This is a genomic window from Hyalangium versicolor, from assembly GCF_020103695.1.
GTDB lineage: Bacteria > Myxococcota > Myxococcia > Myxococcales > Myxococcaceae > Hyalangium > Hyalangium versicolor.
In genome coordinates this window covers 825,707-847,914 of the sequence record NZ_JAHXBF010000001.1, presented here as the reverse complement: position 1 = coordinate 847,914, position 22,208 = coordinate 825,707, and the positions used below count along the sequence as shown (strand labels likewise).

20 protein-coding genes are annotated in these 22,208 nt (G+C 67.8%); 6 read left to right on the top strand and 14 right to left on the bottom strand.

Annotation, left to right across the window (positions count from 1 at the left end):
• Positions 1-2 precede the first annotated feature (2 nt).
• From KY501_RS03010 to KY501_RS02990, 5 genes are read right to left on the bottom strand one after another with little or no spacing between them, the layout of a single operon-like run.
• Positions 3-563, bottom strand: coding sequence for a chemotaxis protein CheW (locus tag KY501_RS03010; RefSeq protein ID WP_224360939.1), 561 nt, complete (start codon positions 561-563; stop codon positions 3-5).
• 9 nt (positions 564-572) lie between these two features.
• Positions 573-2,279: a methyl-accepting chemotaxis protein gene (locus tag KY501_RS03005; RefSeq protein ID WP_224360938.1), complete on the bottom strand. Its 1,707-nt coding sequence runs from the start codon at positions 2,277-2,279 to the stop codon at positions 573-575.
• Between the two features lie 23 nt (positions 2,280-2,302).
• A complete protein-coding gene (locus KY501_RS03000; RefSeq protein ID WP_224360936.1) occupies positions 2,303-3,943 on the bottom strand; it encodes a chemotaxis protein CheA in 1,641 nt (546 codons plus the stop codon).
• A 60-nt stretch (positions 3,944-4,003) separates the two neighbouring features.
• On the bottom strand, positions 4,004-4,966 hold the full coding sequence (locus KY501_RS02995) for a GAF domain-containing protein (RefSeq protein ID WP_224360935.1): 963 nt from the start codon (positions 4,964-4,966) through the stop codon (positions 4,004-4,006).
• Between the two features lie 41 nt (positions 4,967-5,007).
• Positions 5,008-5,382: a response regulator gene (locus KY501_RS02990; protein ID WP_224360933.1), complete on the bottom strand. Its 375-nt coding sequence runs from the start codon at positions 5,380-5,382 to the stop codon at positions 5,008-5,010.
• A 185-nt stretch (positions 5,383-5,567) separates the two neighbouring features.
• Between KY501_RS02990 and hutU the strand changes: the two genes are divergently transcribed.
• The 4 genes from hutU to KY501_RS02970 all read left to right on the top strand — a co-directional run bounded on the left by hutU (position 5,568) and on the right by KY501_RS02970 (position 10,191).
• Positions 5,568-7,223, top strand: a complete 1,656-nt coding sequence (hutU, locus tag KY501_RS02985) for a urocanate hydratase (protein WP_224360932.1) — start codon at positions 5,568-5,570, stop codon at positions 7,221-7,223.
• Between the two features lie 8 nt (positions 7,224-7,231).
• Positions 7,232-7,969, top strand: coding sequence for a hypothetical protein (locus KY501_RS02980; RefSeq protein WP_224360930.1), 738 nt, complete (start codon positions 7,232-7,234; stop codon positions 7,967-7,969).
• A 3-nt stretch (positions 7,970-7,972) separates the two neighbouring features.
• Positions 7,973-9,238, top strand: coding sequence for an imidazolonepropionase (gene hutI, locus KY501_RS02975; RefSeq protein ID WP_224360928.1), 1,266 nt, complete (start codon positions 7,973-7,975; stop codon positions 9,236-9,238).
• A 95-nt stretch (positions 9,239-9,333) separates the two neighbouring features.
• Positions 9,334-10,191: a class II glutamine amidotransferase gene (locus KY501_RS02970; protein WP_224360927.1), complete on the top strand. Its 858-nt coding sequence runs from the start codon at positions 9,334-9,336 to the stop codon at positions 10,189-10,191.
• Here the strand turns inward: KY501_RS02970 and tsaE are convergent.
• From tsaE to tilS, 9 genes are all read right to left on the bottom strand, one after another.
• Complete coding sequence (gene tsaE / locus KY501_RS02965) at positions 10,188-10,673, bottom strand: tRNA (adenosine(37)-N6)-threonylcarbamoyltransferase complex ATPase subunit type 1 TsaE (RefSeq protein WP_224360926.1); 486 nt, start codon at positions 10,671-10,673, stop codon at positions 10,188-10,190. The genes KY501_RS02970 and tsaE overlap by 4 nt on opposite strands.
• Positions 10,670-12,202: an NAD(P)H-hydrate dehydratase gene (locus KY501_RS02960; RefSeq protein WP_224360924.1), complete on the bottom strand. Its 1,533-nt coding sequence runs from the start codon at positions 12,200-12,202 to the stop codon at positions 10,670-10,672. Before KY501_RS02960 ends, tsaE begins: the two co-directional genes overlap by 4 nt.
• On the bottom strand, positions 12,203-12,580 hold the full coding sequence (gene acpS / locus KY501_RS02955; protein ID WP_224360922.1) for a holo-ACP synthase: 378 nt from the start codon (positions 12,578-12,580) through the stop codon (positions 12,203-12,205).
• Between the two features lie 4 nt (positions 12,581-12,584).
• Entirely contained in the window at positions 12,585-13,310 is a 726-nt protein-coding gene (locus KY501_RS02950) for a pyridoxine 5'-phosphate synthase (RefSeq protein WP_224360921.1), read from the bottom strand.
• A gap of 103 nt (positions 13,311-13,413) precedes the next feature.
• Positions 13,414-14,880, bottom strand: coding sequence for a DOMON domain-containing protein (locus tag KY501_RS02945; RefSeq protein WP_224360919.1), 1,467 nt, complete (start codon positions 14,878-14,880; stop codon positions 13,414-13,416).
• Positions 14,881-14,917: 37 nt separating this feature from the next.
• Positions 14,918-16,309 carry a phosphoglucosamine mutase gene (gene glmM, locus KY501_RS02940; RefSeq protein ID WP_224360918.1) on the bottom strand — a complete coding sequence of 464 codons (1,392 nt, stop codon included), beginning with the start codon at positions 16,307-16,309 and terminating at the stop codon, positions 14,918-14,920.
• Between the two features lie 156 nt (positions 16,310-16,465).
• Positions 16,466-17,716: a dihydropteroate synthase gene (gene folP, locus KY501_RS02935; RefSeq protein ID WP_224360916.1), complete on the bottom strand. Its 1,251-nt coding sequence runs from the start codon at positions 17,714-17,716 to the stop codon at positions 16,466-16,468.
• A gap of 87 nt (positions 17,717-17,803) precedes the next feature.
• Entirely contained in the window at positions 17,804-19,720 is a 1,917-nt protein-coding gene (gene ftsH / locus KY501_RS02930; RefSeq protein WP_224360914.1) for an ATP-dependent zinc metalloprotease FtsH, read from the bottom strand.
• Between the two features lie 178 nt (positions 19,721-19,898).
• Positions 19,899-21,230: a tRNA lysidine(34) synthetase TilS gene (gene tilS, locus KY501_RS02925; RefSeq protein WP_507236545.1), complete on the bottom strand. Its 1,332-nt coding sequence runs from the start codon at positions 21,228-21,230 to the stop codon at positions 19,899-19,901.
• Between the two features lie 515 nt (positions 21,231-21,745).
• Between tilS and KY501_RS02920 the strand changes: the two genes are divergently transcribed.
• On the top strand, positions 21,746-21,949 hold the full coding sequence (locus tag KY501_RS02920) for a TIGR04563 family protein (protein WP_044186644.1): 204 nt from the start codon (positions 21,746-21,748) through the stop codon (positions 21,947-21,949).
• Positions 21,950-21,957: 8 nt separating this feature from the next.
• Positions 21,958-22,197, top strand: a complete 240-nt coding sequence (locus KY501_RS02915; RefSeq protein WP_224360910.1) for a TIGR04563 family protein — start codon at positions 21,958-21,960, stop codon at positions 22,195-22,197.
• Positions 22,198-22,208 lie beyond the last annotated feature (11 nt).

Sequence of the window (22,208 nt, the reverse complement as noted above, 5' to 3'; positions counted from 1 at the left end):
CCTCACCCTCCCACCTGGGGCTCACTCGCGCCGGCTTCCGCGGAGGGGGGCTCCGGCTCGGAGGGCGGCGCTTGCGGCTCGGAGGCCGCCGCGCTGGCCGCACGGATCTCCTGGGTGTTCAGCACGCGATCGATGTCGAGCAAGAGGATGAACTTCTTGCCGGCCCGGCCCATGCCAAGCAGGTAGTCGGCGTGGATGGGAGTCCCGAACGCCGGAGGCGGCTCCACGTCCCCCGGGCCGAGATCGAGCACCTGTCCCACGGCATCCGCCATCACGCCCATCACCAGCTTCTCCCCCTGGAAAGTCACCTCCACCACGACGACGCAACTGCGGCGGTGGAGGGAACTCGGAGGGAAACCCAGCTTGAGGGAGAGATCGATCACGGGCAGCACGCTGCCGCGCAGGTTCGTCACGCCACGGACCCAGACCGGCGCGCTGGGCACCCGCGTCACGGTGTCGTACTCGATGATCTCCCGGACCTGAAGGATGCTCAGGGCATACTCCTCTCCGGCGACGAAGAAGCTCAGGTATTGGACAACAGGCGCGGTCGCGGTCGGATTCACGGCGAACTCCTAGAAGCGCTTGAACTCATGATCCTCGGAAGGCAGGGCTGAGGAACTCTCTTCACGAGGCGTGGGGTTCGTCCCCTGGCCGATGACCTTCGGCCCCACCCCCGAGGCCGCCCCGGACACCGCGTCCGAGGTACTCACGCCGCCCAGCGCCTTCAGTCCCACGAGCCCCCGAGGCCCCGCAGCCCGCGGAGACCTCGGACCCTCCTCTCCCAAGCGGAAGAACGATACCAGCTGCTGCAACGTCTCGGCCTGGGCGGACAACTCCTCGGCGGTGGCGGCCAGCTCCTCGGAGGCGGAGGCATTGCGGTGCGTCACCTGCTCCACCTGCAGCATCGCCCGGTTCATCTGCTTCACCCCTTGGGCCTGCTCCGAGCTGGTGACGACCACCTCCTGGACCAACTGGGCCGTCATCTGGATGGAGGGCACCAGTTCCTCCAGAAGCTCGCCCGAGCGCTGGGCCACCTTCACGCTGCGGCTCGCCAGCGCGCTGATCTCCTTGGCGGCCACCTGGCTGCGCTCGGCCAGCTTGCGTACCTCCGTGGCCACCACCGCGAACCCCCGGCCGTGCTCTCCGGCGCGCGCCGCCTCGATGGCCGCGTTCAGCGCCAGCAGGTTCGTCTGGTAGGCAATCTCCTCGATGATGTCGATCTTCTCGGCGATCTCGTTCATCGCCTCGACGGTCTCCTTCACCGCCACCCCGCTCTGGCCGGCCTCCTGGGCGCCCTTGAGGGCCATCTGCTCCATCTTCCGGCTGTGCTGGCTGTTCTGATCGATGGTGGCGCTCATCTCCTCGAGGCTGGCCGTCGTCTCCTCCACGCTGCTGGCCTGCTCGCTGGTGCCTTGGGACAAGCTCTGCGAGGAGGCCGAGACCTGAGAAGCCGCGGACGTCAGCGCCACCGCGCCCTCCCGCATCTCGCCCAGCACGAGCGCCAGCCGCTGCACCATGCCCTTCAAGGCGTTGAGCAGGCGCCCCGTCTCGTCCTCGCTCGGGACCTCGATGCGAACCGTCAGATCGCCCTCGGCGATGCGATCGGCCACCGCCACCGCCTCCGCCAACGGCCGGGAGATGATCATGGCGATGAACAGGCAGAGCAGCAGCCCCAGCACGATCCCTCCCGCGGCGATCACCGTGACCCAGCGCTGGGCCTCCTGGTGGGTGCGCTCGGCCGACTCCGCGGCGAGGCGGCTGCGCTGGCTGTTGAACTGCGCCAGCGCATCCAGCTTGTCGGCGATCTGATCGTAGAGCCGCGAAGACTCTCCCGAGAGCAGCTCGCGGGCCCGGACACCGGAATTGTGCCGGGCCTCGAGCACCCGCTTGTTCTCCTGGACGTACTTCTCCCAGAGCCCCTCGAACTCCAGGAGCATGCGGCGCTCATCCTCCTGCGCGATGAATCCCTCGTATGTCTGGATGTTCCGCTGGATGTCCTCCATCTCGTGCTTCATGGAGTCCTCGTACTGCTTCATCTGCGCCGGATCCTCGGTGAGGATGTGCCGGAGCTCGTAGATGCGGAAGTCTCCCACGTTGGTGTGCAGCTGCTCGACCTCCGCCAGGCTGGGCACGCGCACGTGGGACAGGTGGCTCGTCACCGCTTCCAGCGAGGCGATCTGATCCAGGGCGAACAGGCCCAACCCGGTGGAGATCGCCAGCACGACGCCGAAGGCGAGGAGCAGCTTCTTGAGGATCTTCAGGTTATGGAACCAGTTCATCGGAACACCGTGGCGCCGCCGGCTCAGGAAGCCGGGGACGAGGAAGGATGGAGGGCGCGCTGGAGGAGCGCGGCCACATCGAGGATGAGGGCCACCCTGCCCGTGCCAAGGATGGCGGAGCCCGAGACACCAGAGACGTATTGAAAGAGCCGGCTGAGCGGTTTGACGACCGTCTGCCCCTGCCCGAGCAGCCTGTCCACGGCCAGCCCCGCCTGCCCTCGGCCATTGCGGATGATGACCACGCTCTCTCGAGGTGGAGGCGGCCCCTGCACGGAGAAGTGCTCCCGTAGGCGCAGGTAGGGCAGCGGATGGCCCCGCAGGTTCAGCACACCGGAACGGCCGGTCCGCTTCTCCTCCTCCGGCAGCTCCACGCACTCGAGCACGCTCTGGAGCGGCAGCACGTAGGTCTCCTCGCCCACGCCCACCGAGAAGCCTTCGATGATGGAGAGCATCAGCGGCAGGCGCATGCTGATGGTGGTGCCCGCCCCCACCTTCGTCTCGACGGAGAGCGAGCCCCGCAGGCTCTCGACGCGGCGCTTCACCACGTCCATGCCGATGCCGCGGCCCGACAGCTCGGTGACGCGCTCGGCGGTGGAGAAGCCCGGGATGAAGATGAGCTGGAACAGGTCGGAGTCCTCCGGCTCCTCGCTCTGCCCCAGCAGCCCCATCGTGCGAGCCCGCTCGAGGATGCGCTGCCGATCCAGGCCCGCGCCATCATCCTCCACCTCGATGACGATGCTCCCGGCGTCCGGGAAGGCCCGAAGCTTCAGCGTCCCCTTGTAGTCCTTGCCGCGCTGCTTGCGGATGGCGGGGGACTCGATGCCATGGTCCATCGCGTTGCGGACCAGGTGGGTGAGTGGATCGCGAACGAGCTCGACGATGGTGGTGTCCACCTCCACCTCCTCGCCGCTCACCTCCAGCCGCACCAGCTTGCCGGTGCTCTCGCACAGATCGCGCAAGGTCCGCGCGAAGGGCTGGAACGCCCGACCGATGGGCACCATCCGCGCCTTCAGCACCAGCTCCTGCAGATCCAGATAGAGGCGGTCCGCCTCGCGGTGCGCCTCGAGCAATTCCCGGGGCGAGTGGCGCTCCGGGTTTTCGAGCAGCGTGGTCAGCCGCCCCCGCGCAATGGCGATCTCCCCAGTGAGGTCCAGCATCCGATCGAGCTTGTCCAGCCCCACCCGGAGCGTGCGCTCGAGGGCGGCGGAGGCCGTGGCTTCGGCGGGACGCTCGGGGAAGGAGTCCCCACCACGCTCGGGCGTGGCCTCCGGCATGTTCCCCGCGCCCGCCGCCTCCTTGAGGCGCCGCTGAAGCTCCGACACGTCTGGGCCCTCGCGCCCCTGCTCTCCGGGCGTCGAGCTGATCAGCGCCCGCAGCGCGTCCACCGCCTGGAGCAGCAGCGTGACCACTCCTGGTGTCACCAGGAGGAGGCGCTCGGAGACACGGCCGAGCAGATCCTCCAGGGTGTGGGCCACATCCGAGGCGGCCGGGAACCCCATCAGCAGGGAGTTGCCCTTGAGGGTGTGGATGGAGCGAAGGATGCCCTCCACGGAGCCGGGCGCCGAGGAGGCCTCGAGCGCGAGAAAGTCCCGCTCCAGGGCCGCGAGCAACTCCGTGGCCTCGGTGCGGAATGCGGCGAGGACCGCGTCCATATCGGTCGTCACGAGTCACCACCGCGCTGCGAGCTCTCCTGACTTCCCGACACGGCTTCTCCCCGGGGCGTCTCAGCCCGCTCCCAACAACTTGATCAACGCGGTCCCATCATCGGTCCGAAAGCGGAGTTTACGCCCCGAGCCGCCTCCCAGGTCCGTCGCGAGGATGGGGATGCCCAGCTCCTCGAGCATCTGCCGAGCAAGCTCGGCGTTGCGCTGGCCCAGTCCGGGCTTCGCGCCGGGCACGGGGGGCCCCGCCATGTGCGCCCCGCCGAACAGCTTGGCCCGTAGATTCTTGCGCTGACTGCCCATCCGCTCCAACTCCCGGAGGAGCATGGGAATGGCCGCGTCTCCGTGACGGCCACCAGGCTGCTGCCCCACGAGCGCCGAGGGCAGCAAGAAATGATTCACCCCGCCCACATGCAGCTGCTCGTCCCACAGGCACACGGCGACACACGAGCCGAGGATGGTTGTCACCTCCGTGGGGCGCGCCGCGGCCACCAGTCCCCCGGGCTCGAGGTACACCGTCCTCACGCCCCCGGGATCCGCCACGAAGGGCGGAGGAAGCACCGGGGCGCGAGGGACGACGACGCCCTTCGGCCGGGGTACCAGCGCCGCGACGCCCCGCTCGGAGAGCAGGTCCATCAGCTCGAGATCTTCCTCGTTGATCCCGCGCTTCTGCGGGAGCATCCGGAAGAGCACGAGCACGCCCATCACCTGCCTGCGGCTGATCAGCGGGATGCAGGCGGTCATCCCCACCTCGTGGGGGCCCGCGCCGATGGAGCTGGTCCGGCCGACGATGTACTGCACTCCGTGGCGGGCCACCTGGCCGACGATCCCTTGCGGCACCAGCAGTGCGTGGAAGCGCTCCAGGGACAACCCCATGGCCGCCACGGGCACCAGGCGCTGGCCGTCCTCCTCCACCGCGAACAGCGCGTACTCCTCACACCCCAACAACTGGGAGATGATCTCCTCGATCAACTCCAGCATCCCCTCCTCGCGGCTGTCCTTCAGTCGTTGGAGGGCTGCAGCCATCCTCGGGCGAAGGACGGGGTCGGGTTTGGAGTCAAGAGACATCAATGTCCTAGGAAGCTCTCGATCTTGGCCCTGAGTTCGTTGCCGTCGAAGGGCTTGGTGACATAGTCGCTACAACCGCTCTCGTAGCCGCGCTCGACGTTCTCGGAGCCGCCGCGGGTGGTCACCAGGATGATGGGAGTGGTGCGCGTGGCCTCCTCGGCCCGCAGCCGGCGGCAGACCTCGAAGCCGTCCATGCCCGGCATCACCACATCCATGAGGATGAGCTCCGGGCGCACCGAGAGCGCTGTCTCCACCGCCTCCCTGCCACTGGTGGCGCTGAGCAGTTCATAAGGCCCGTCCTGGAGGAGCAAGCGCTCCATCAACAGGACCGTGGGCGAATCATCGACGAGCAGGATCTTCTTCGGAACGGGCATGAGCGCACGTAGCTCCAGAGTCTACCAGTGGTGAGTGGAGGTGTCCGCTACCGTGGTCCTCAGGCCTGGGGGGTGTTCCCCAGGATGCTTGACTTGCAGCCACCGTACGTTCCGCATCGAGTTCCCCCCAATTCAGCTAGTCTGCCCGCCCCCCTGGCGGTCGTTCCCAACCCATGGAGTCTTGCATGTCCCGAGTCGTTCGCGCAGCCCGAGGCACCACCCGCTCCTGCAAGGGTTGGGTCCAGGAGGCCGCGCTCCGGATGCTGATGAACAACCTGGATCCCGAGGTAGCAGAGCGTCCCGAGGATCTCGTCGTCTACGGTGGCACGGGCAAAGCGGCCCGAGACTGGCCGTCCTTTGACCGCATCGTCGCCAGCCTGACGGATCTCTCGGACGATGAGACACTGTTGGTCCAGTCCGGCAAGCCCGTGGGCATCCTGCGGACCCACCCGGACGCCCCTCGGGTGCTCCTGGCCAATTCCAACCTGGTAGGTCGTTGGGCAACGTGGGAACACTTTCGGGAGCTGGAGCAGAAGGGCCTGATGATGTACGGCCAGATGACGGCCGGTTCGTGGATCTACATCGGCACGCAAGGCATCCTCCAGGGCACCTACGAGACCTTCGCACAGGCGGGTCGGACACACTTCGGCTCGGCGGATCTCTCGGGCCGGCTGGTGCTCTCGGGAGGCCTGGGCGGCATGGGCGGAGCGCAGCCCCTGGCGGCCACCATGAACAACGCGGTGTTCCTCGGGGTGGAGATTGACCCGCAGCGCGCTCAGCGCCGCGTGGAGACGCGTTACCTGGACGTGGTCGCTCGGGATCTGGACGAGGCCCTGGCGCTCGTGAAGGAGGCGCAGAAGAAGCGCGAGGGCCGATCGATCGGCGTGATTGGCAACGCGGCCACGGTGTTCCGCGAGCTGTACCGGCGCGGCGTGAAGCCGGATCTGGTGACGGATCAGACGAGCGCGCACGATCCGCTCAATGGCTACATCCCCGCGGATCTGTCGCTGCAGGCCGCGGCGGAGCTGCGCCAGCGCGACCCGGAGGGTTACGTGCGCCGGGCTCGCGAGACGATGGCCGTCCACGTGCAGGCGATGCTGGACTTCCAGGCGGCGGGCAGCCACGTGTTCGACTACGGCAACAACCTGCGAGGGCAGGCGCAGCTGGGCGGCCAGGAGAACGCGTTCGAGTTCCCGGGCTTCGTGCCCGCGTACATCCGCCCCATGTTCTGCGAGGGGCTGGGGCCCTTCCGCTGGGTGGCGCTCTCCGGGGATCCGGAGGACATCCGCCGCACGGATCAGGCGGTGCTGGAGCTGTTCCCGGAGAAGGAGTCGCTGCGGCGGTGGATCACCATGGCGCAGCAGCGCGTGGCCTTCCAGGGCCTGCCGGCGCGCATCTGCTGGCTGGGCTATGGCGAGCGCGCCAAAGCGGGGCTGGCCTTCAACGAGCTGGTGCGCAAGGGCCAGGTGAAGGCGCCGATCGTCATCGGGCGCGATCACCTGGACTGCGGCTCGGTGGCCTCGCCCAACCGGGAGACGGAGGCGATGAAGGACGGCTCGGACGCGGTGGCGGACTGGCCCATCCTCAACGCGCTGGTGAACGCGGTGAATGGCGCCTCGTGGGTGTCCTTCCACCACGGCGGTGGCGTGGGCATGGGCTACTCGCTGCATGCCGGCCAGGTCATCGTGGCGGACGGTACACCCGAGGCGGCCCGGCGCATCGAGCGCGTGCTCACCTCGGATCCGGGTATGGGCGTGCTGCGTCATGTGGACGCGGGGTACCCCGAGGCCGTCGAGGTGGCCCAGAAACGGGGCGTGAAGATCCCTGGCGTCACGGTGTGAGGTGACTCGTGAGAGCGGATGGCCTGAGCCTGGGGAGTTGGAGCGTGGCGCTCGTGGCGCTGGCGTCACTGGCTGCCTGCGCCCCGGCCACCATGAGCCCCATGGTGATGCGCATGGGGCCCGGCAACCCGGAGGACTCGACGATCCACGGAGGGCTGAGGGCAGGCCCGCGCTTGTCGGCTCCCCTGGCGGACCGGACGAGCCCCTCTGGCGTGGACAGCTTCTCCGGGAACCGGGCGCCCTTCTCGACGCACCAGTGGTCCCTGGCCTACGACTTCGCGGTGACGAAGCCCATCGACGAGAAGTTCTCACTGCACCTCGGCGTCCAGGGCGAGTTCTATTACCCGGTGCCCCTGCCGGGCTACGGCCTCTACGCCGGCGTGTCATCCTGGTACGGCACGAAGACGCTCGGGGTGGCGCCCGCGCTCGTGGTGCGCGGCGCCACGGACTTCGGTCTCGATACGCGTGGCGGTCCCGGGAGCATCATCGGGGCCGAGGCCTCCGCCTCCATGTACTTCAGCCCCGAGGATCGCGTGGCGGTGGGCCTGGTCCCCTTCTTCGGAGTCCACCGGGTCTCCTCTGAAGGGGCCAACACCACCTCGCTGTACTACGGCGGGGCGATGGTGCTGCAGTTCCCCCTGGGCCGGAAGGATCGGCTGGAGTTGTCGGGGGGCTTCGGGCAGGTGAAGGAGCGCGGGCAGTCGACCTGGAACTCACCCATCATCGGAGCGCGCTGGGAGCGCTGAGCCATGGAGCCACTGGATCTGCTCATCCGCAACACCTCGGAGGTGCTCACCGTCGAGGGCACGCACCGGGAGCCCGCGGAACAGGCGCTGACGCCCCGGCCGAACGCCTGCGTGGGCGTGCGCGGAGGCCGCGTGGCCTGGGTGGGGCTCGAGGCGGAGCTGCCCCGAGGTGCCATCGGGCCGAACACCGAGGTGCTGGACGCCGAGGGCCGGATGGTGGGCCCCGGCTTCGTGGATCCCCACACGCATCTGGTCTTCGCGGGTGAGCGCTCCACCGAGTTCGATCTGCGCTGCCAGGGGGCCACGTACCTGCAGATCGCCCAGGCGGGCGGAGGCATCGTCAGCACCGTGCGCGCCACGCGGGCCGCGAGCGAGGAGGAGCTGATCCGCCTCGCCCTGCCCCGCCTCCGCCGCCTGCTGGAGCACGGCGTGACGACGGCCGAGGTGAAGAGCGGCTACGGGCTGGACGTGGACAACGAGCTGAAGATGCTGCGCGTGGTGCGCCGGCTCGCGGAGCTCACTCCGGTGGAGCTGGTGCCCACGCTGCTGTGTGCCCACGCCGTGCCCGAGGAGTTCAAGGGCCGCCGCGAGGCGTACGTGGAGCTGTGCGAGCGGGAGATCCTCCCTGCGGTGGCTCGCGAGGGCCTGGCCCGCTTCTGCGACATCTTCGTCGAGCAGAGTGCCTTCACCCCGGACGAGGCGCGCAGGCTCCTCACGGCCGCGAAGGCGCTGGGGCTGCGGCCCCGGCTGCATGGAGATCAGCTCACCTCGGGCGGTTGCGCGGAGCTGGCCGCCGAGCTGGGCGCTGCTACCGTGGACCACCTGGAGCACGTGAGCGACGCCGGTATCCGTGCCCTGGCGACAGCGGACGTCACCGCCGTGCTGGTGCCCACCTCCACCCTCTTCCTGCGCATGCGCCCCTACGCCCCAGGCCGCAAACTGCGCGATGCCGGCGTCAACGTTGCTTTGGGCACCAACATCAATCCCGGTTCAGCGATGTCTGAGAATCTTCCGCTGGCCATGGGGCTCGCCTGCCTGGAGAACGGGCTGACGGCAGCGGAGGTGTACTGGGCAACCACCCGAGGAGCCGCTCTGGCCCTGGGCTTGTCCTCTCACGGGAGGCTGGCCGTGGGCGATATCGCAGACATGGTTATCTTTTCGTGCACAAACTATCGACACCTTCCCTACCACCTCGGAGTGAATCACGCGCGCACGGTGTTGAAAGGCGGGCGCGTTGTCATTCGAGACGGCGTGTCGCACTGTGAATAAGAGGAGGGACCCGGCTTCTTGACAGTGACCGCTGCTCCGAGCGACACAAGACACATCGCTCGGGCCGGTTGTTATCATTCCGTCGTCCAAACACTATGTGCCGTCTCTTTGGTTTCCGCTCTGCTGTGCCCGCTGCCGTTCACACGGCTCTGGTGACCGAGAAGAACTCGCTCGTCATCCAGTCACGGGAGCACAAGGATGGATGGGGAATCGCTGCCTACGGCGCCGAGATCCGCCCCACCGTCGCCCATGGAGTAGGTCCTGCGCACAGTGATCCCGACTTCCATCGCGTGAGCAGCCTGGTGTCTTCGCACACGGTGGTGGCGCACGTGAGGCAGGCGTCGGTGGGGGCTGTGGAGTTGCGCAACTCGCACCCGTTCCTGTTTGGCCGCTGGTCGTTCGTGCACAACGGCACGCTGAAGAACTTCGATCGGCACCGCGCCGCGGTGGAGTCACTCATCCGTCCGGATCTGCGCCCGAACATCCACGGGACGACGGACTCCGAGCGCTGCTTCCACCTCTTCCTCACGCGGCTGGCCGAGCGGTGCCCGCTCGACGGCCCGGCGGGCTTGGAGGATGTGGCGCGCTCGGTGGCCGAGACGATGCAGTTGGTGGCGTCCATCACGGATGAGCCCGGGAAGGATCGCTCGGCGATGAACTTCCTCATCACCGATGGAGAGGTGATGGTGGCGACGCGCCGCAATCGGACGCTGTTCCTGTCGGATGGCCGGCGCTCGACGACGTGCAAGGCGTCGGAACCGCTCCGGCATGGCACGCAGTTGGGTCAGCTCCTCATCGCGAGCGAGGTGCTATGCGGCAACCACACCGCGTGGAACGAGGTCTCCGAGGAGGAGGTCATCGGCGTGGATGGCCGCCTCGTGCTGCACCGCTGGCGCATCACTGAGCTCGCGGGTTCCGTCTCGCACGAGCCCGTTGCCGCTGCTGGCATCTAGCCGTTCCCGGCCAACCATGCGGTGAGCAGCGCCGCGGGCCGGGTCCCGAACGCTTCGGCTCGAAGCTCTCGCGCCTCATCTCCCACGGGACTCAACGTGAGGCGCAGATACTCGCGTGGGGCGGCCTCGGGGACACGGTCCAACCACTCCACCAGCACGGCGCCGTCGCCACCGATCAGATCGAGGAACCCGGTGGCATACAGCTCGTCATAGTCCGCGATGCGGTAGAGGTCCGCGTGGTACAGCGGGATGCGTCCTCGGTAGGGATAGACGATGGCGAAGGTCGGGCTGGCCACCTCCGAACGTGCCACCTGGGCTCCCTCGGCCACGCCGCGCACCAGGTGCGTCTTGCCCGCTCCGAGATCGCCGATGAGCCCGACGAAGTCCCCAGGCTGGAGCAGTCCGCCCAGCCGTACACCGAGTCGGTGAGTCTCCTCGGGAGACTCCGAGCGCACGGTGCGCGTCAGCGTGGGCGTGCTCATCGGCCCCACCGGACCCAGACGTCGCAGAGCCCCTTGATGATGTCCCCCGCGATGAGGCCCACCTTCCCTCGCCGCTCCGCCGCGAGATCTCCCGCGAGGCCATGGGTGTAAACGGCTGCCCAGATGGCCTCCGGGACGCGCAACCCCTGAGCGAGGAACGCTCCACAGATGCCGGAGAGCACGTCTCCCGAGCCACCAGTCGCCATCCCTGGATTGCCCGTGGGGTTGACGTAGATCTCTCCATCCGGGCTCGCGATGAGCGTCCGTGCGCCCTTGAGGACGACCGTCACCCCGTGCCCCGTGGCGAGATTCCGTGCCACCTCCACGCGGTGAGCCTGGACCTCCTTGGTGGAACGTCCGGTGAGCCGGGCCATCTCGCCCGGATGAGGAGTGAGCACGACCGGTCCCTTCGCCTTGCGGAGGACGCCGAGATCCTCCGCCACGGCGTTGAGCGCGTCCGCATCGAGCACCGCGGGAATCTCCACGCGCGAGAGCAGCTCTCCGATGAGCGCTCCCGTCTCGGGCCCCCGAGGAATCCCCGGCCCGATGACGAGCGCTTCCTTCCCCTCGGCAGCCGCCACCAGCGGCTCCAGATCCGAGAGGCCGAGCGGACCATCTCCCTCCAGGGGCACACCCATGATCTCGGGAGCGTGCGCGAGCACGGCATCCACCAGATCAGCGCGAGTGGCCACGGACACGAGCCCCGCCCCGGAGCGCAGCGCGGACCGGGCCACAAGCGCCGCCGCACCCGACTTCCCTCGGCTCCCAGCCACCACGACCACGTGGCCGTAGGTGCCCTTGTGCGTATCCGATCGGCGAACGGGCAGCGCCTCGCGAGCATCCGCCTCTTCCACGAGCCGCAGCACCAGCCCCTTGAGTCCCTGGGATGCCGCAGCGCTCAGTCCAATGTCCACGCGCCGGAGTTCGCCACAGAGGGTCGCGCCCGGCTCCAGCACCTGCCCGCGCTTCAGGAGTCCGAAGGACACCGTGACGTCCGCCACCACGCAGGGAGAGAAGGACTCGCCCGTATCGCTCTGCAACCCCGAGGGCACATCCGCCGCGACCACCTTCGCTCCTGCACGGCGCCACTGGCCAATCCTGTCGATGGCCTCCGCGAAGGCTCCTTCAGGCGCACGGCTGAGTCCGGTCCCGAAGATCGCATCCACCACCACATCCCTAGCACCGGGAGTTGGAAGCACATCCAGCGCCTGAGGTGACACCCCATAGGCTCCCAGCGCCTGCAGGTTGCGCTGGGCCTCGGTCGTCATCCGGCCCTGATCGCCCACCACGGCCACGGAGACCCGCGCCCCACCCTCCTGGAGGAACCGAGCCGCCACCAGACCATCGCCCCCGTTGTTCCCGGGGCCGCAGACAACGATGAACCTCCCGCCCTGCCCTGCCACGCTCCGCGCCACATCCGCCAGCGCGCGCCCCGCGTTCTCCATGAGCAGAGCCGAGGGCATCCCGAACCGGGACTCAGCGGCCTGCTCGGCCTCGCGCATCTGTGCGGCGGTCAGGACGCTCTGCATTCAGGGGCGCTCCTGCAGGATGACGGTGGCCGCAGCCACCCCTGCGTCATGGGTCATCGTCAGCAGGGCGTCCACGCGCCGCTGTTCCATCACCTCTCGGGCCACGCCGGAGAGCGCGAAGCGCGGCATGCCCGAGCCTCGCACCACCTCCATGTCCCGCCAGCGGATGCCCGGAGGAGCCCCCAGCGCCTTCACCAGCGCCTCCTTGGCGGCGAACCGCGCGGCGTAGGCACTGGCGGCATCGGCCCGCTCGCTGCACAGGGCGCGCTCGGCGTCCGTGTACACGCGCTCCAGGAACTTCTGGGCGCGCGGGCCCTGGAGGATGCGCTGGATGCGCTCCACCGAACAGATGTCCATCCCCAGGCCGACGATCGCCATGGCCCTACCCCGGGTTGCGCATCAGCTCCAGCATCTCGCGCACCGCTCGATCGAAGCCCACGAGCACCGCCCGTCCCACGATCGCGTGCCCGATGTTCAGCTCGTCGATCTCGTGGATGCGGGCGATCGGCTGCACGTTGTCGTAGTTGAGCCCGTGGCCCGCGGCCACGCTCATGCCCAGCTTCGCGGCGGCCTTGGCGGCGTCCACGATGCGGCTCAGCTCTCGCCCGCGCTCGCGCTCGTTGCGCGCCTCGCAGTAGCGGCCAGTGTGCAGCTCGATCCGGTCCGCATCCACCTTATGCGCCGCGCGGATCTGATCCAGGTCCGGGTCGATGAACAGCGAGACGGTGATCTCGCCGTCCTTCAGGTTCTTGATGATCTTCGCCACGTGCTCGCGCTGGCCGCCTACGTCAAGCCCGCCCTCGGTGGTGAGCTCTTCGCGGCGCTCGGGCACCAGCGTCACCACGTCAGGCTTGTACTCGTAGGCGATCTTCACCATCTCCGCGGTGGCGGCCATCTCCAGGTTGAGCAGCGTCTGGCACGTCTCCCGGAGGATGCGCAGATCGCGATCCTGGATGTGCCGCCGATCCTCACGCAGGTGGATGGTGATCTGCTGCGCTCCGGCCAGCTCGGCCAGGGCCGCCGCCGTCACCGGATCCGGATACGTGGTACGCCGCGCCTGCCGCAGCGTCGCCACGTGATCCACGTTCACACCCAATCGCTGTCCCATGGGCCGCTCCTCGTGCGCGGAGAACCGTGGGCTTACCTGACCCCGTCCGCGACGGCTTCTCTATTGGGGGCGCGCGCTCGGATGTCAACAGTTCACTTGAGCTCTATTCCTCCTTGGGCTCGGGACGCTTGAACTCCTCCTGATTGTACGTGCTCGCCTTCGCATCCCAGGTGTAGCGCTTGAGGAGCTGCCGCGGCGCCTTCTCCTCCGGAGCGACGAATGCCTCGATCTTCGACAGGTTCGGAGAGATCTCCCACTCCAGCTCCTCACCCTCGCTGTATGCGCCCTCCAGTTCCTCGGCCTTCGAGAACCGGCCCTGTGCATCCATCTTCACGTAGTGGAAGGACAGCATCGGGCATGCGCCGCAGGCTCCCGTGCCCAGAGCGGACATCGTGCCCTCGTACACTTGAATGATGGCCAGCCCCCCGGCCCGAGGAGCAACCCGGAGTTCCTTCGTGTCAGCCCTCTGGGCATCCAGCACGGTCTTGCCCCGGCGCGAGACCATCCAGAACTCCGCGTAGCCCCTCCAGTCGGACTGCATGGGCACCGAGAGCAGCTCCACGTCCCCCAACTTGCCCTGGCTCAGCTCACCCGAAAGGTCGACGGTCACTACCTTGGGGCTGTCCGCTTCGGGCGCGTACTGGTAGCCCACTGCCGGGTTGATCCACACCTCGATCGAGTGGGCATCCGGAGCGGGCTGGTACGACGTGCCCGGATCGGCCTTCACGGCGCGCTCGAGCAGTTCCGGCCAGGTGCCGAACCGCAGCGGCTGCGTGAGCGTCACTGCGTGGAAGGTGCTCGGGTCTCCGAACTTCCGAGTCTTCGACGAGCTCAGGAACGTCTCCAGCTTGCCGGTGCCCTCGTCGCTATCAACCAGGTCCACGAGCACCCGCAGGTTGCGCAGCGGCGCCTCTCCCGAGCGCGGAAAGGCCGTCGGGGGAATGAGCGCCTCGAAGCGGTAGCCGTCTGGCTGGGGCTCGTAGCGAATGGAGCCCACGGTGCCCTTCTGGTCGAAGCGGACCAGGCTCCCCGAGAGCAGCCCGTACTGTGCGGTGAACGCGCTCACGAGCTTCTTGCGGCGCGCCGCTTGCTCCTTCCACCACTTGCGGCACTCCTCGGGCTTGCCGTCGACGATGTCTTCGTTGTTCTCGCAGGAGTCGGGCGTGGGCAGCGCGTGCTCGCCGAACTGGTTGACGAACTCCACGTCAGGCATCTGCGGTTGAGGCAGTGCGAGCCAGAGCTCCACGTGATCGTTGTTCACCTGCTCCGGGCTCGTGGAGAGCTGGACCTTGTCGTCCTTCACCTCGCCGGCCACGGCGAGCCCCTCGGGGCCCACGGCGACCCAGATCCGCGCGGACAGATCCTGTGGCGAGGCGATCTTGGACTTGCCGGCCACCTGGCTGGACGCGTCGAACGTGACGGAAGGCGGCAGCTTCCACTCGTCGAGCTTCCCGTCGACCTTGAAGCCAACCGGGAGCCCCTCGTGGAGCTGGAACCCCGAAGAGGGGGAAGCGCCAGCCGCCGGAGCGGCGGCCAGCAACATCAGGGCAGTGGATGCCAGGGCGAACATGCCCTGACACCTTAGTGCAGAACCCCGCTCGCGCGGCTCAGTTCAGCGACTTGGAGAGCGCCTCGGCGATCTCCTTCGCGTACGCCTCGTTGCGCGCCGCGTCCTCGCCCTCGATGAGCACGCGGACCTTGGCCTCGGTGCCCGAGAAGCGCACCAGCACGCGGCCCGCGCTGCCCAGCCGCTGCTCCACGCTGTGGATGACCTTCATCACCTCGGGCAGCTCGCCCAGCTCACGCTTCTCCTTCACCACCAGGTTCAGCAGTGTCTGCGGCACCGGCTCGAAGATGGAGGCCAGCTCGCTCAGCGGCTTGCCCTCGCGGCACATCACCGCCAGCAGCTGCAGCGCCGCCAGCGTGCCGTCTCCCGTGGTCGACTGATCCAGGAAGATCAGGTGGCCGCTCTGCTCGCCGCCCAGGTTGTAGCCGTGCTTGCGCATCTCCTCGACGACGTAGCGGTCTCCCACGCGCGTACGAGCCACCTTCACGCCCCAGCGCGACACCGCGCGCTCCAGGCCGATGTTGCTCATCACCGTGGCCACCAGCGTCTTCTTCTTCAGCTGCTCGCGCGCCACCAGGTTGCCGGTGCAGATGGCCATGATGGCGTCGCCATCCACCACCTTGCCCTTCTCATCCACCACGATGAGCCGGTCCGCGTCGCCGTCCAGCGCCAGGCCCAGGTGCGCCCCGTGCTCCAGCACCGCGCGAGACAGGCCCTCCGGGTGCAGCGCGCCGCACTTCTCGTTGATGTTCTTGCCATCCGGCGACACGCCCAGCGAGATCACCTTCGCGCCCAGCTCCTCCAGCACCGAGGGCGCCGTCTTGTAGGCCGCGCCGTTGGCGCAGTCGACGACGATGGTCATCCCCTCGAGCGTCAGCTCACGCGGGAAAGTGGCCTTGAGGAACACGATGTAGCGGCCCCGAGCGTCATCCAGCCGGAACGCGCGGCCGATGTTGTCCGCCGTGGGCCGGATCGTGTCCATGGCGCCCGTGGACAGCAGCTCCTCCAGCTTCGCCTCCGTCTCATCCGGAAGCTTGAAGCCATCGCGCCAGAAGAACTTGATGCCGTTGTCCTGGTACGGGTTGTGGGACGCGGAGATCACCGCGCCCGCGTCCGCCCGCATCGAAGTCGTCAGGTTGGAGATGCCCGGCGTGGGCAGTGGCCCGGTGAGCCACACGTCCACGCCCATGGACGTGATGCCCGCCGCCAGCGCCTGCTCCAGCATGTAGCCGGACAGCCGCGTGTCCTTGCCGATGATCACCCGATGCCGGTGCGGCCCGTTGCGAATGAGGTACGCGAGCGCTCGCCCGAGCTGCATCGCCACCTCGGCCGTCATCGGATGGACGTTCGCCACGCCTCGCACGCCGTCCGTGCCGAAGAGCCGCTGCGAAGTCCGCTCGTCCTTGGAGGACATGTTCATCTTGTAAGCCATGTGTGCCGCCTCTCACCTTTTCCCGCGCCGGAGCACCTCCGGCAGCCCCTTCCCGCCGGGCTTATACCGCCCCTTGACACGGCATCGAAGCTAGGAAGCCGGACCCGACCAGGCAACCGCCCAAGTGTCTCGTATTCCAAGGGATCACTTGTACCTTCAGCCAACTACCCGAGGGGTTCCAAACAGAGCGCCGCCCTCGGAGGCGGCTCGGAGCGCGTCGGCTACTGCCAACGCATCTCGGGTTTCTGCCACGTCGTGCACGCGCACAAAATCCGCGCCTCCCAGCGCAGCCACCGCCGCCACCGAGCCAAGCGTGGCGGCAAGTCGCTCGGCAGCCGGCTTGCCTCCCGTGAGCGTCCCGAGGAAGCCCTTCCGGCTGGTACCCACCAACACCGGCAGCCCCAGCACCCGTAGATCATGGAGCCTCCGCAGCAAGAAGAGATTGTGTCCCAGGGTCTTGCCAAAACCGATCCCGGGATCCACCAGGATGGACTCGCGAGCCATTCCGGCGGCCACCGCACGGGCCACGCCTTCCTCGAGGAAGGCGAGCACCTCGTCCAGGATGTCATCGTAGTGAGGCGATTGCTGCATGGACTGCGGTAGCCCCTGGATGTGCATGAGGCAACACGCAGCCCGCGCCTCCGCGACGACTCGAGGCAACTCCGGATCGAAGTGGAAGCCGCTGATGTCGTTGATGAGCGAAGTGCCGGCCTTCAGCACCTCGCGAGCCACAGCAGCCTTGGTGGTGTCCACCGAGATGGGCACCTGCGTGCGCGCGCGCAGGCCCTCGATGACGGGGAGCACGCGCTCGAGTTCCTCCTCGGCGGGCACGGGCAGGGAGCCGGGACGAGTGGACTCGCCGCCCACGTCCAGCACGTCTGCTCCCGCCTCGGCCAGCCTCAGCCCGTGAGCGATGGCCGCATCCGTCGCGGCATACCGCCCGCCATCGGAGAAGCTGTCCGGCGTCACGTTCACCACGCCCATGACATAGGTGCGCGCACCGAAGGTGAAGGTGCGGCCACCGAGCGTGAGAGGCGCGGGCGCTGTCACTGAACCCAGCGCCTGGGTGAGCGCGCCCGCCAGCTCGGAGAGCTGCGGATCCGCCTTCGCCGCGGTGATGAGCCGCTCGAACTGCTCGCGCCGCCCCGTGAGCATCCCGCTGCCCAGCCGGGTACGTGGATCTCCGGCGACATAGACGGGGTACTCCTCGCGTCCGGGAGCATCCGCGGCCTCGAAGAGACCCTTGAGGAAGCGTCCCTCCGTCCTCGTCAGCCCGGTGAGCAGCAGCCGGTATTGGGGCAGCTTCTCGAGCAGATATTCGCGGGCGGGGGTGGGCAGCCCCATCCGTCGGAACGCGAGTTCGAGCTCCTCCGGACGCTCGGCGAGCAAGGGGTGGGCACGGATCATCTCACGGGCTCCAAGGCTGACGGCGAAAGCAGAAAGGCCCTCCCGGCACGGAGCAGGGAGGGCCTCGGTTCTACGGGAGCGGCAGGCTTACGCCTTGTTCGGCTCCATCTTCGGGATGGCCTCGAGCGCGTCGAGGATCTTCCGCTTGTCCTTCTTCTCGGTGGACTTCGGCGGAGTGATCACGCGCGGGGGCGGACGCTCGCGGGTCAGGGTTCCACCCTGGAGCAGGATGTTCACGTCCTCGGCATCCAGCGTCTCGTACTCCACGAGCGCGTCGGAGATGCGCTGCAGGCTCTCCTTGTTCTCGATCAGGAGCCGCTTGCCGTTGTCGTAGCAGCCCATGACGATGCCGCGCACCTCGGAGTCGATCTGCCGCGCCGTGTCCTCGGAGTAGTCCTTGGTGGCGCTGAAGTCGCGGCCGAGGAACACCTCGCCCTCGTTCTTGCCGAAGGCCAAGGGCCCCAGCTTCTCGCTCATGCCCCAGCGGCAGACCATGGCGCGAGCCGTCTCGGTGGCGCGCTCGATGTCATTGGCGGCGCCGCTGGACATCTCGCTGAACATGATCTCCTCGGCGAGGCGGCCACCCATGGCCATGGTGATCTGGTCGAGGATCTGCTTCTTGTACCCGTTGACCTTGTCCTCGGTGGGCAGGCTCCAGGTGACGCCCAGGGCCTGACCGCGCGGGATGATCGTCACCTTGTGGAGGGGATCGCACCCGGGCAGCAGCTTGGCCAGCAGCGCGTGGCCGGCCTCGTGCACCGCGGTGTTCCGCTTCTCCTTCTCGGTCATGATCATGGACTTGCGCTCGGGGCCCATGAAGACCTTGTCCTTGGCGGCCTCGAAGTCGCTCAGGTCCACGCGCTCCTTGTTCTGCCGCGCGGCCATCAGCGCCGACTCGTTCACCAGGTTCTCCAGGTCCGCGCCCGTCATGCCCGGCGTTCCGCGGGCGATGACCTCGAGGTCCACCTCGGGAGCCAGCGGCACGCGCCGCGTGTGCACCTTGAGCACGCCCAGGCGGCCCTTCAGGTCCGGCCTCGGCACCACGATGCGGCGGTCGAAGCGGCCAGGACGCTGGAGCGCCGGGTCCAGCACGTCCGGACGGTTGGTGGCGGCGATGAGGATGACGCCCTCGTTGGACTCGAAGCCGTCCATCTCCACGAGCAGCTGGTTCAGCGTCTGCTCGCGCTCGTCGTGACCGCCGCCCAGGCCCGCACCACGGTGGCGGCCCACGGCGTCGATCTCGTCGATGAAGATGATGCACGGGGCGTTCTTCTTGCCCTGCTCGAAGAGGTCGCGAACGCGGCTGGCGCCCACGCCCACGAACATCTCCACGAAGTCCGAGCCGGAGATGGAGAAGAACGGCACGCCCGCTTCACCGGCCACCGCGCGGGCCAGCAGCGTCTTGCCCGTACCCGGCGAGCCCATCATCAGCACACCCTTGGGGATGCGGCCGCCCAGCTTGGTGAACTTCTTCGGATCCTTGAGGAACGCGACGATCTCCTCGAGCTCCTCCTTGCACTCGTCAGCGCCAGCCACGTCGGCGAACGTCACCTTGTTGTGGCTCTCGTTGAGGAGCTTGGCCTTCGACTTGCCGAAGGTCATCGCCTTGCCGCTACCGCCCTGCAGCTGGCGCATGAAGAAGATGAAGAACAGGAAGAGGAAGACCACCGGCATCCACTGCCCGAGGATGGTCAACCAGAGGTTGTTCTGCTCCTCCTTCTCGTACTTCACGTCCACGCCCATGTTCTGCAGCTTCGTGAGCATGGTCGTGTCAGCGACGGGGCCGGTGGTCCGGAACCGCGTCTTGGAGTCAGCGTACTCACCCGAGTAGACGTTGCCCTTGATGGAGATCGCCCGGACCTCCTTCTTCTCGACCTTGGAGAGCAGCTGAGTGAACGCGGGTTCGTCCACCTGCTCGCTGCCCTGCGAGAAGAAGTTGTAGAAGGCCACGAACAGGACGATCAGGATCACCCAGAGGCCGATGGTCTTGTAAGTCGAACGCACGTGTCTGCTGCCCTTTCGATGCTCGGCGGATGCGGGCCATGCCGGAAAACGCCCAGCTATTTCAACAATTTGGGCCGAGGCCTGGCGAGACGCCCAACTTCGGACCGTATCAGCAACAGCAAAAAAGCCTCAACTATTTAGGGGGGCATGGCCCTTCTCCATCCACCCCATGCCCACTCTATAACGGACCGCTGCCCCCGTTGCTCGGACTGGGGGGAAACGCCCAGAGCGATTGTCCGGAAACAACACCGGACTGCCCTTCCGGCGGTACCCACAGCCCTGGAACCCAAAGCACCTTCCCTTCCGCGTCGATCACCACCGGCTGGAGATCTCGACGCTCGGCGGGCACCCGAAGGTCCACGAATACGTCCTGCAACTTTCGCGAACCGCGAAGCCCGCGAATCCGATCCCCCGGGTTCCGTGTCCGCACGGTGAGCGGCCAGCGGGTCTCGCTCGGCAGAGCGAAGCGAAGGGCACCTGGAGCGTCGGGGGAGCCCCCCACCCTGAAGCGCCAGCCCGTTCCCTCCAGCGCACCTGTGGCGCCCTCTCCCTCCAAGGAGCACGCACTGCGCACCTCGGCCCGAGCACGAACGCAGCGCACACTCCCGCCCGAGGCTCGAAGCTGGACGCCGCCGCTCAAGGGGGTGCTGCCGCCGCGCGTCACGGCATCGAGCACCCGGCTCAGGGTCGCATCGTCCACGGTCGTTCCCTCTTGGGCGAGCAGGCGTGCGAGCACGCGCCGCCGCAGGGGAGGCTCGAGCGCCCGCAGCCCGACCGCATCCAGGCCGCCGCCCGAGAGCACGAGCCGCTGCCAGGCGCTCGCCGCCATGTCCTCCAGCAGCGCGTCATCCTCCGCGGCCAGCCGAGCGAAGGAGGCGAGCCGCTCAGCCACCGGGAAGCCCGCCGCCCGAGCGAGTGCCGGCAGCACGTCCTTGCGGACGCGCGTTCGGAAGAACCGCAGGTCCGCGTTCATCGGATCCGTGACGAAGTCCGTGCCCTGCTCGCGAAGGAAGGCCTCGATCTGCTCGCGCGTGAGCTCCAGCAGCGGGCGGACGATCGTGCCACGCCTCGGCAGGATGCCTGCCGCTCCCCGCAGGGCCGTGCCGCGTGCGAGGCGCATCAACAAGGTCTCCGCTTGATCCGTGGCCGTGTGCGCGGTGGCCACGGCCTTGAGCCCCCGCTCCAAGCGGATCGCCTCCAGCGCCTCGTACCGCGCCTGGCGCGCGCGCAGCTCCACTCCCGCTCCGGGCCGCAGCTGCAGCTGGCGCACGTGACACGGGAGCGCATGGCGCGCGGCCAGCCGCTCGACCGCTCGCACCTCCTCCGCCGACTCGGGCCGCAGCCCATGATCGAGCGTGGCCACCTCCACCGAGAGCCCCAACTGCTCGCGCACGAGCGCCGTGCCCACCAGCAGTGCGGTGGAGTCCGCACCGCCCGACACGGCGAGCAGCACCGAAGCTCCCGAGAGCTCGAAGCCCCGGTAGGCCGCCACGAGTGTTTGCGAGATCAAGTCTCTTGCGGGCCTGGTGCGCGGCATCGGACAGAAGAGGGAATGGTTTTTCCGGAGACCGCGTTAACTCAGGAGCCGTCGGTTGAAGGCGCTGGGGGTGGTTCTTATGATCCCCAGGGCGCCGGGTGGGGCGGAATGAATGGCGCGGTGGGCGGTGTTGAGGGAAGGTTGATTTTCCAGATTTCATGGCGTTGGGCCTAGGGGTCCCCCCCCTCCCCCTCTGGGCCCACGGGACCGCTGGGATTCGTTCTAGCGGTCCCTCTTTCCGGAGCGCCCCGGGCCTCGCAATGAGGCCCGGGGCGTTTCCCTTTTCTGCCCTGAATCTCGCCCTTCCGTTCCTTTCGCGAATTCCATGCACCCGAGACGCTTCCACGTGGAGCAGAAATGCGCTCGGATGTCACACCCATGTCTTATCGAGTGGAATAACTGAAACCGTTGACCGGCTAGGGCGTCTGTCGGATAACCCCGCCGGTGTGTCTCAGGTCGTCACCTCGCATCCGCTCCGGAGACTCGGTATGGCAGGCACCGACAAGCGCAAGCAATCCCTGTACTTCCCCGAAGAGATGTTGAAGGAGATCCAGGAGGAGGCGAACCGACAGGACCGCTCCCTTTCGTGGGTCGTCCAGCAGGCCTGGAAGATCGCGCGAGAGCGCATCAAGGCCTTCCCGGCCGTCAACGATGTCACCGGCGACGAACGCCAGGATCCCCGTGAGGAGTAGGTCATCGCATGTCCTCAACTGATCATCGCAAGCAAAGTCTCTACTTCCCCGAGGACATGTTGGAGGAGATCCAGCGCGAGGCGACTCGCCAGGATCGCTCTCTCTCCTGGATCGTCCAACAGGCCTGGAAGGTGGCCCGTGGGGACATCCGCAAGATGCCCTCGGTCAACGATGTGCTCACCCCGGCGCCCAAGCCGGTCGCAGCACCCACGCCCGCGCCCGTAACCGACGGCGAACCGAAGCCCTGAGCAGGCTTCGA

Excerpts from the sequence above, each read along its gene's own strand:
- KY501_RS02960 (WP_224360924.1), bottom strand. The coding sequence starts at position 12,202 with ATGCAGAGCGTCCTGACCGCCGCACAGATGCGCGAGGCCGAGCAGGCC.
- KY501_RS02945 (WP_224360919.1), bottom strand. The coding sequence starts at position 14,880 with ATGTTCGCCCTGGCATCCACTGCCCTGATGTTGCTGGCCGCCGCTCCG.
- hutU (WP_224360932.1), top strand. The coding sequence starts at position 5,568 with ATGTCCCGAGTCGTTCGCGCAGCCCGAGGCACCACCCGCTCCTGCAAG.
- KY501_RS02950 (WP_224360921.1), bottom strand. The coding sequence starts at position 13,310 with ATGGGACAGCGATTGGGTGTGAACGTGGATCACGTGGCGACGCTGCGG.
- KY501_RS02990 (WP_224360933.1), bottom strand. The coding sequence starts at position 5,382 with ATGCCCGTTCCGAAGAAGATCCTGCTCGTCGATGATTCGCCCACGGTC.
- KY501_RS02995 (WP_224360935.1), bottom strand. The coding sequence starts at position 4,966 with ATGGCTGCAGCCCTCCAACGACTGAAGGACAGCCGCGAGGAGGGGATG.
- KY501_RS02920 (WP_044186644.1), top strand. The coding sequence starts at position 21,746 with ATGGCAGGCACCGACAAGCGCAAGCAATCCCTGTACTTCCCCGAAGAG.
- KY501_RS03005 (WP_224360938.1), bottom strand. The coding sequence starts at position 2,279 with ATGAACTGGTTCCATAACCTGAAGATCCTCAAGAAGCTGCTCCTCGCC.
- tsaE (WP_224360926.1), bottom strand. The coding sequence starts at position 10,673 with ATGAGCACGCCCACGCTGACGCGCACCGTGCGCTCGGAGTCTCCCGAG.
- hutI (WP_224360928.1), top strand. The coding sequence starts at position 7,973 with ATGGAGCCACTGGATCTGCTCATCCGCAACACCTCGGAGGTGCTCACC.
- glmM (WP_224360918.1), bottom strand. The coding sequence starts at position 16,309 with ATGGCTTACAAGATGAACATGTCCTCCAAGGACGAGCGGACTTCGCAG.
- folP (WP_224360916.1), bottom strand. The coding sequence starts at position 17,716 with ATGATCCGTGCCCACCCCTTGCTCGCCGAGCGTCCGGAGGAGCTCGAA.
- KY501_RS02915 (WP_224360910.1), top strand. The coding sequence starts at position 21,958 with ATGTCCTCAACTGATCATCGCAAGCAAAGTCTCTACTTCCCCGAGGAC.
- acpS (WP_224360922.1), bottom strand. The coding sequence starts at position 12,580 with ATGGCGATCGTCGGCCTGGGGATGGACATCTGTTCGGTGGAGCGCATC.
- KY501_RS02970 (WP_224360927.1), top strand. The coding sequence starts at position 9,334 with ATGTGCCGTCTCTTTGGTTTCCGCTCTGCTGTGCCCGCTGCCGTTCAC.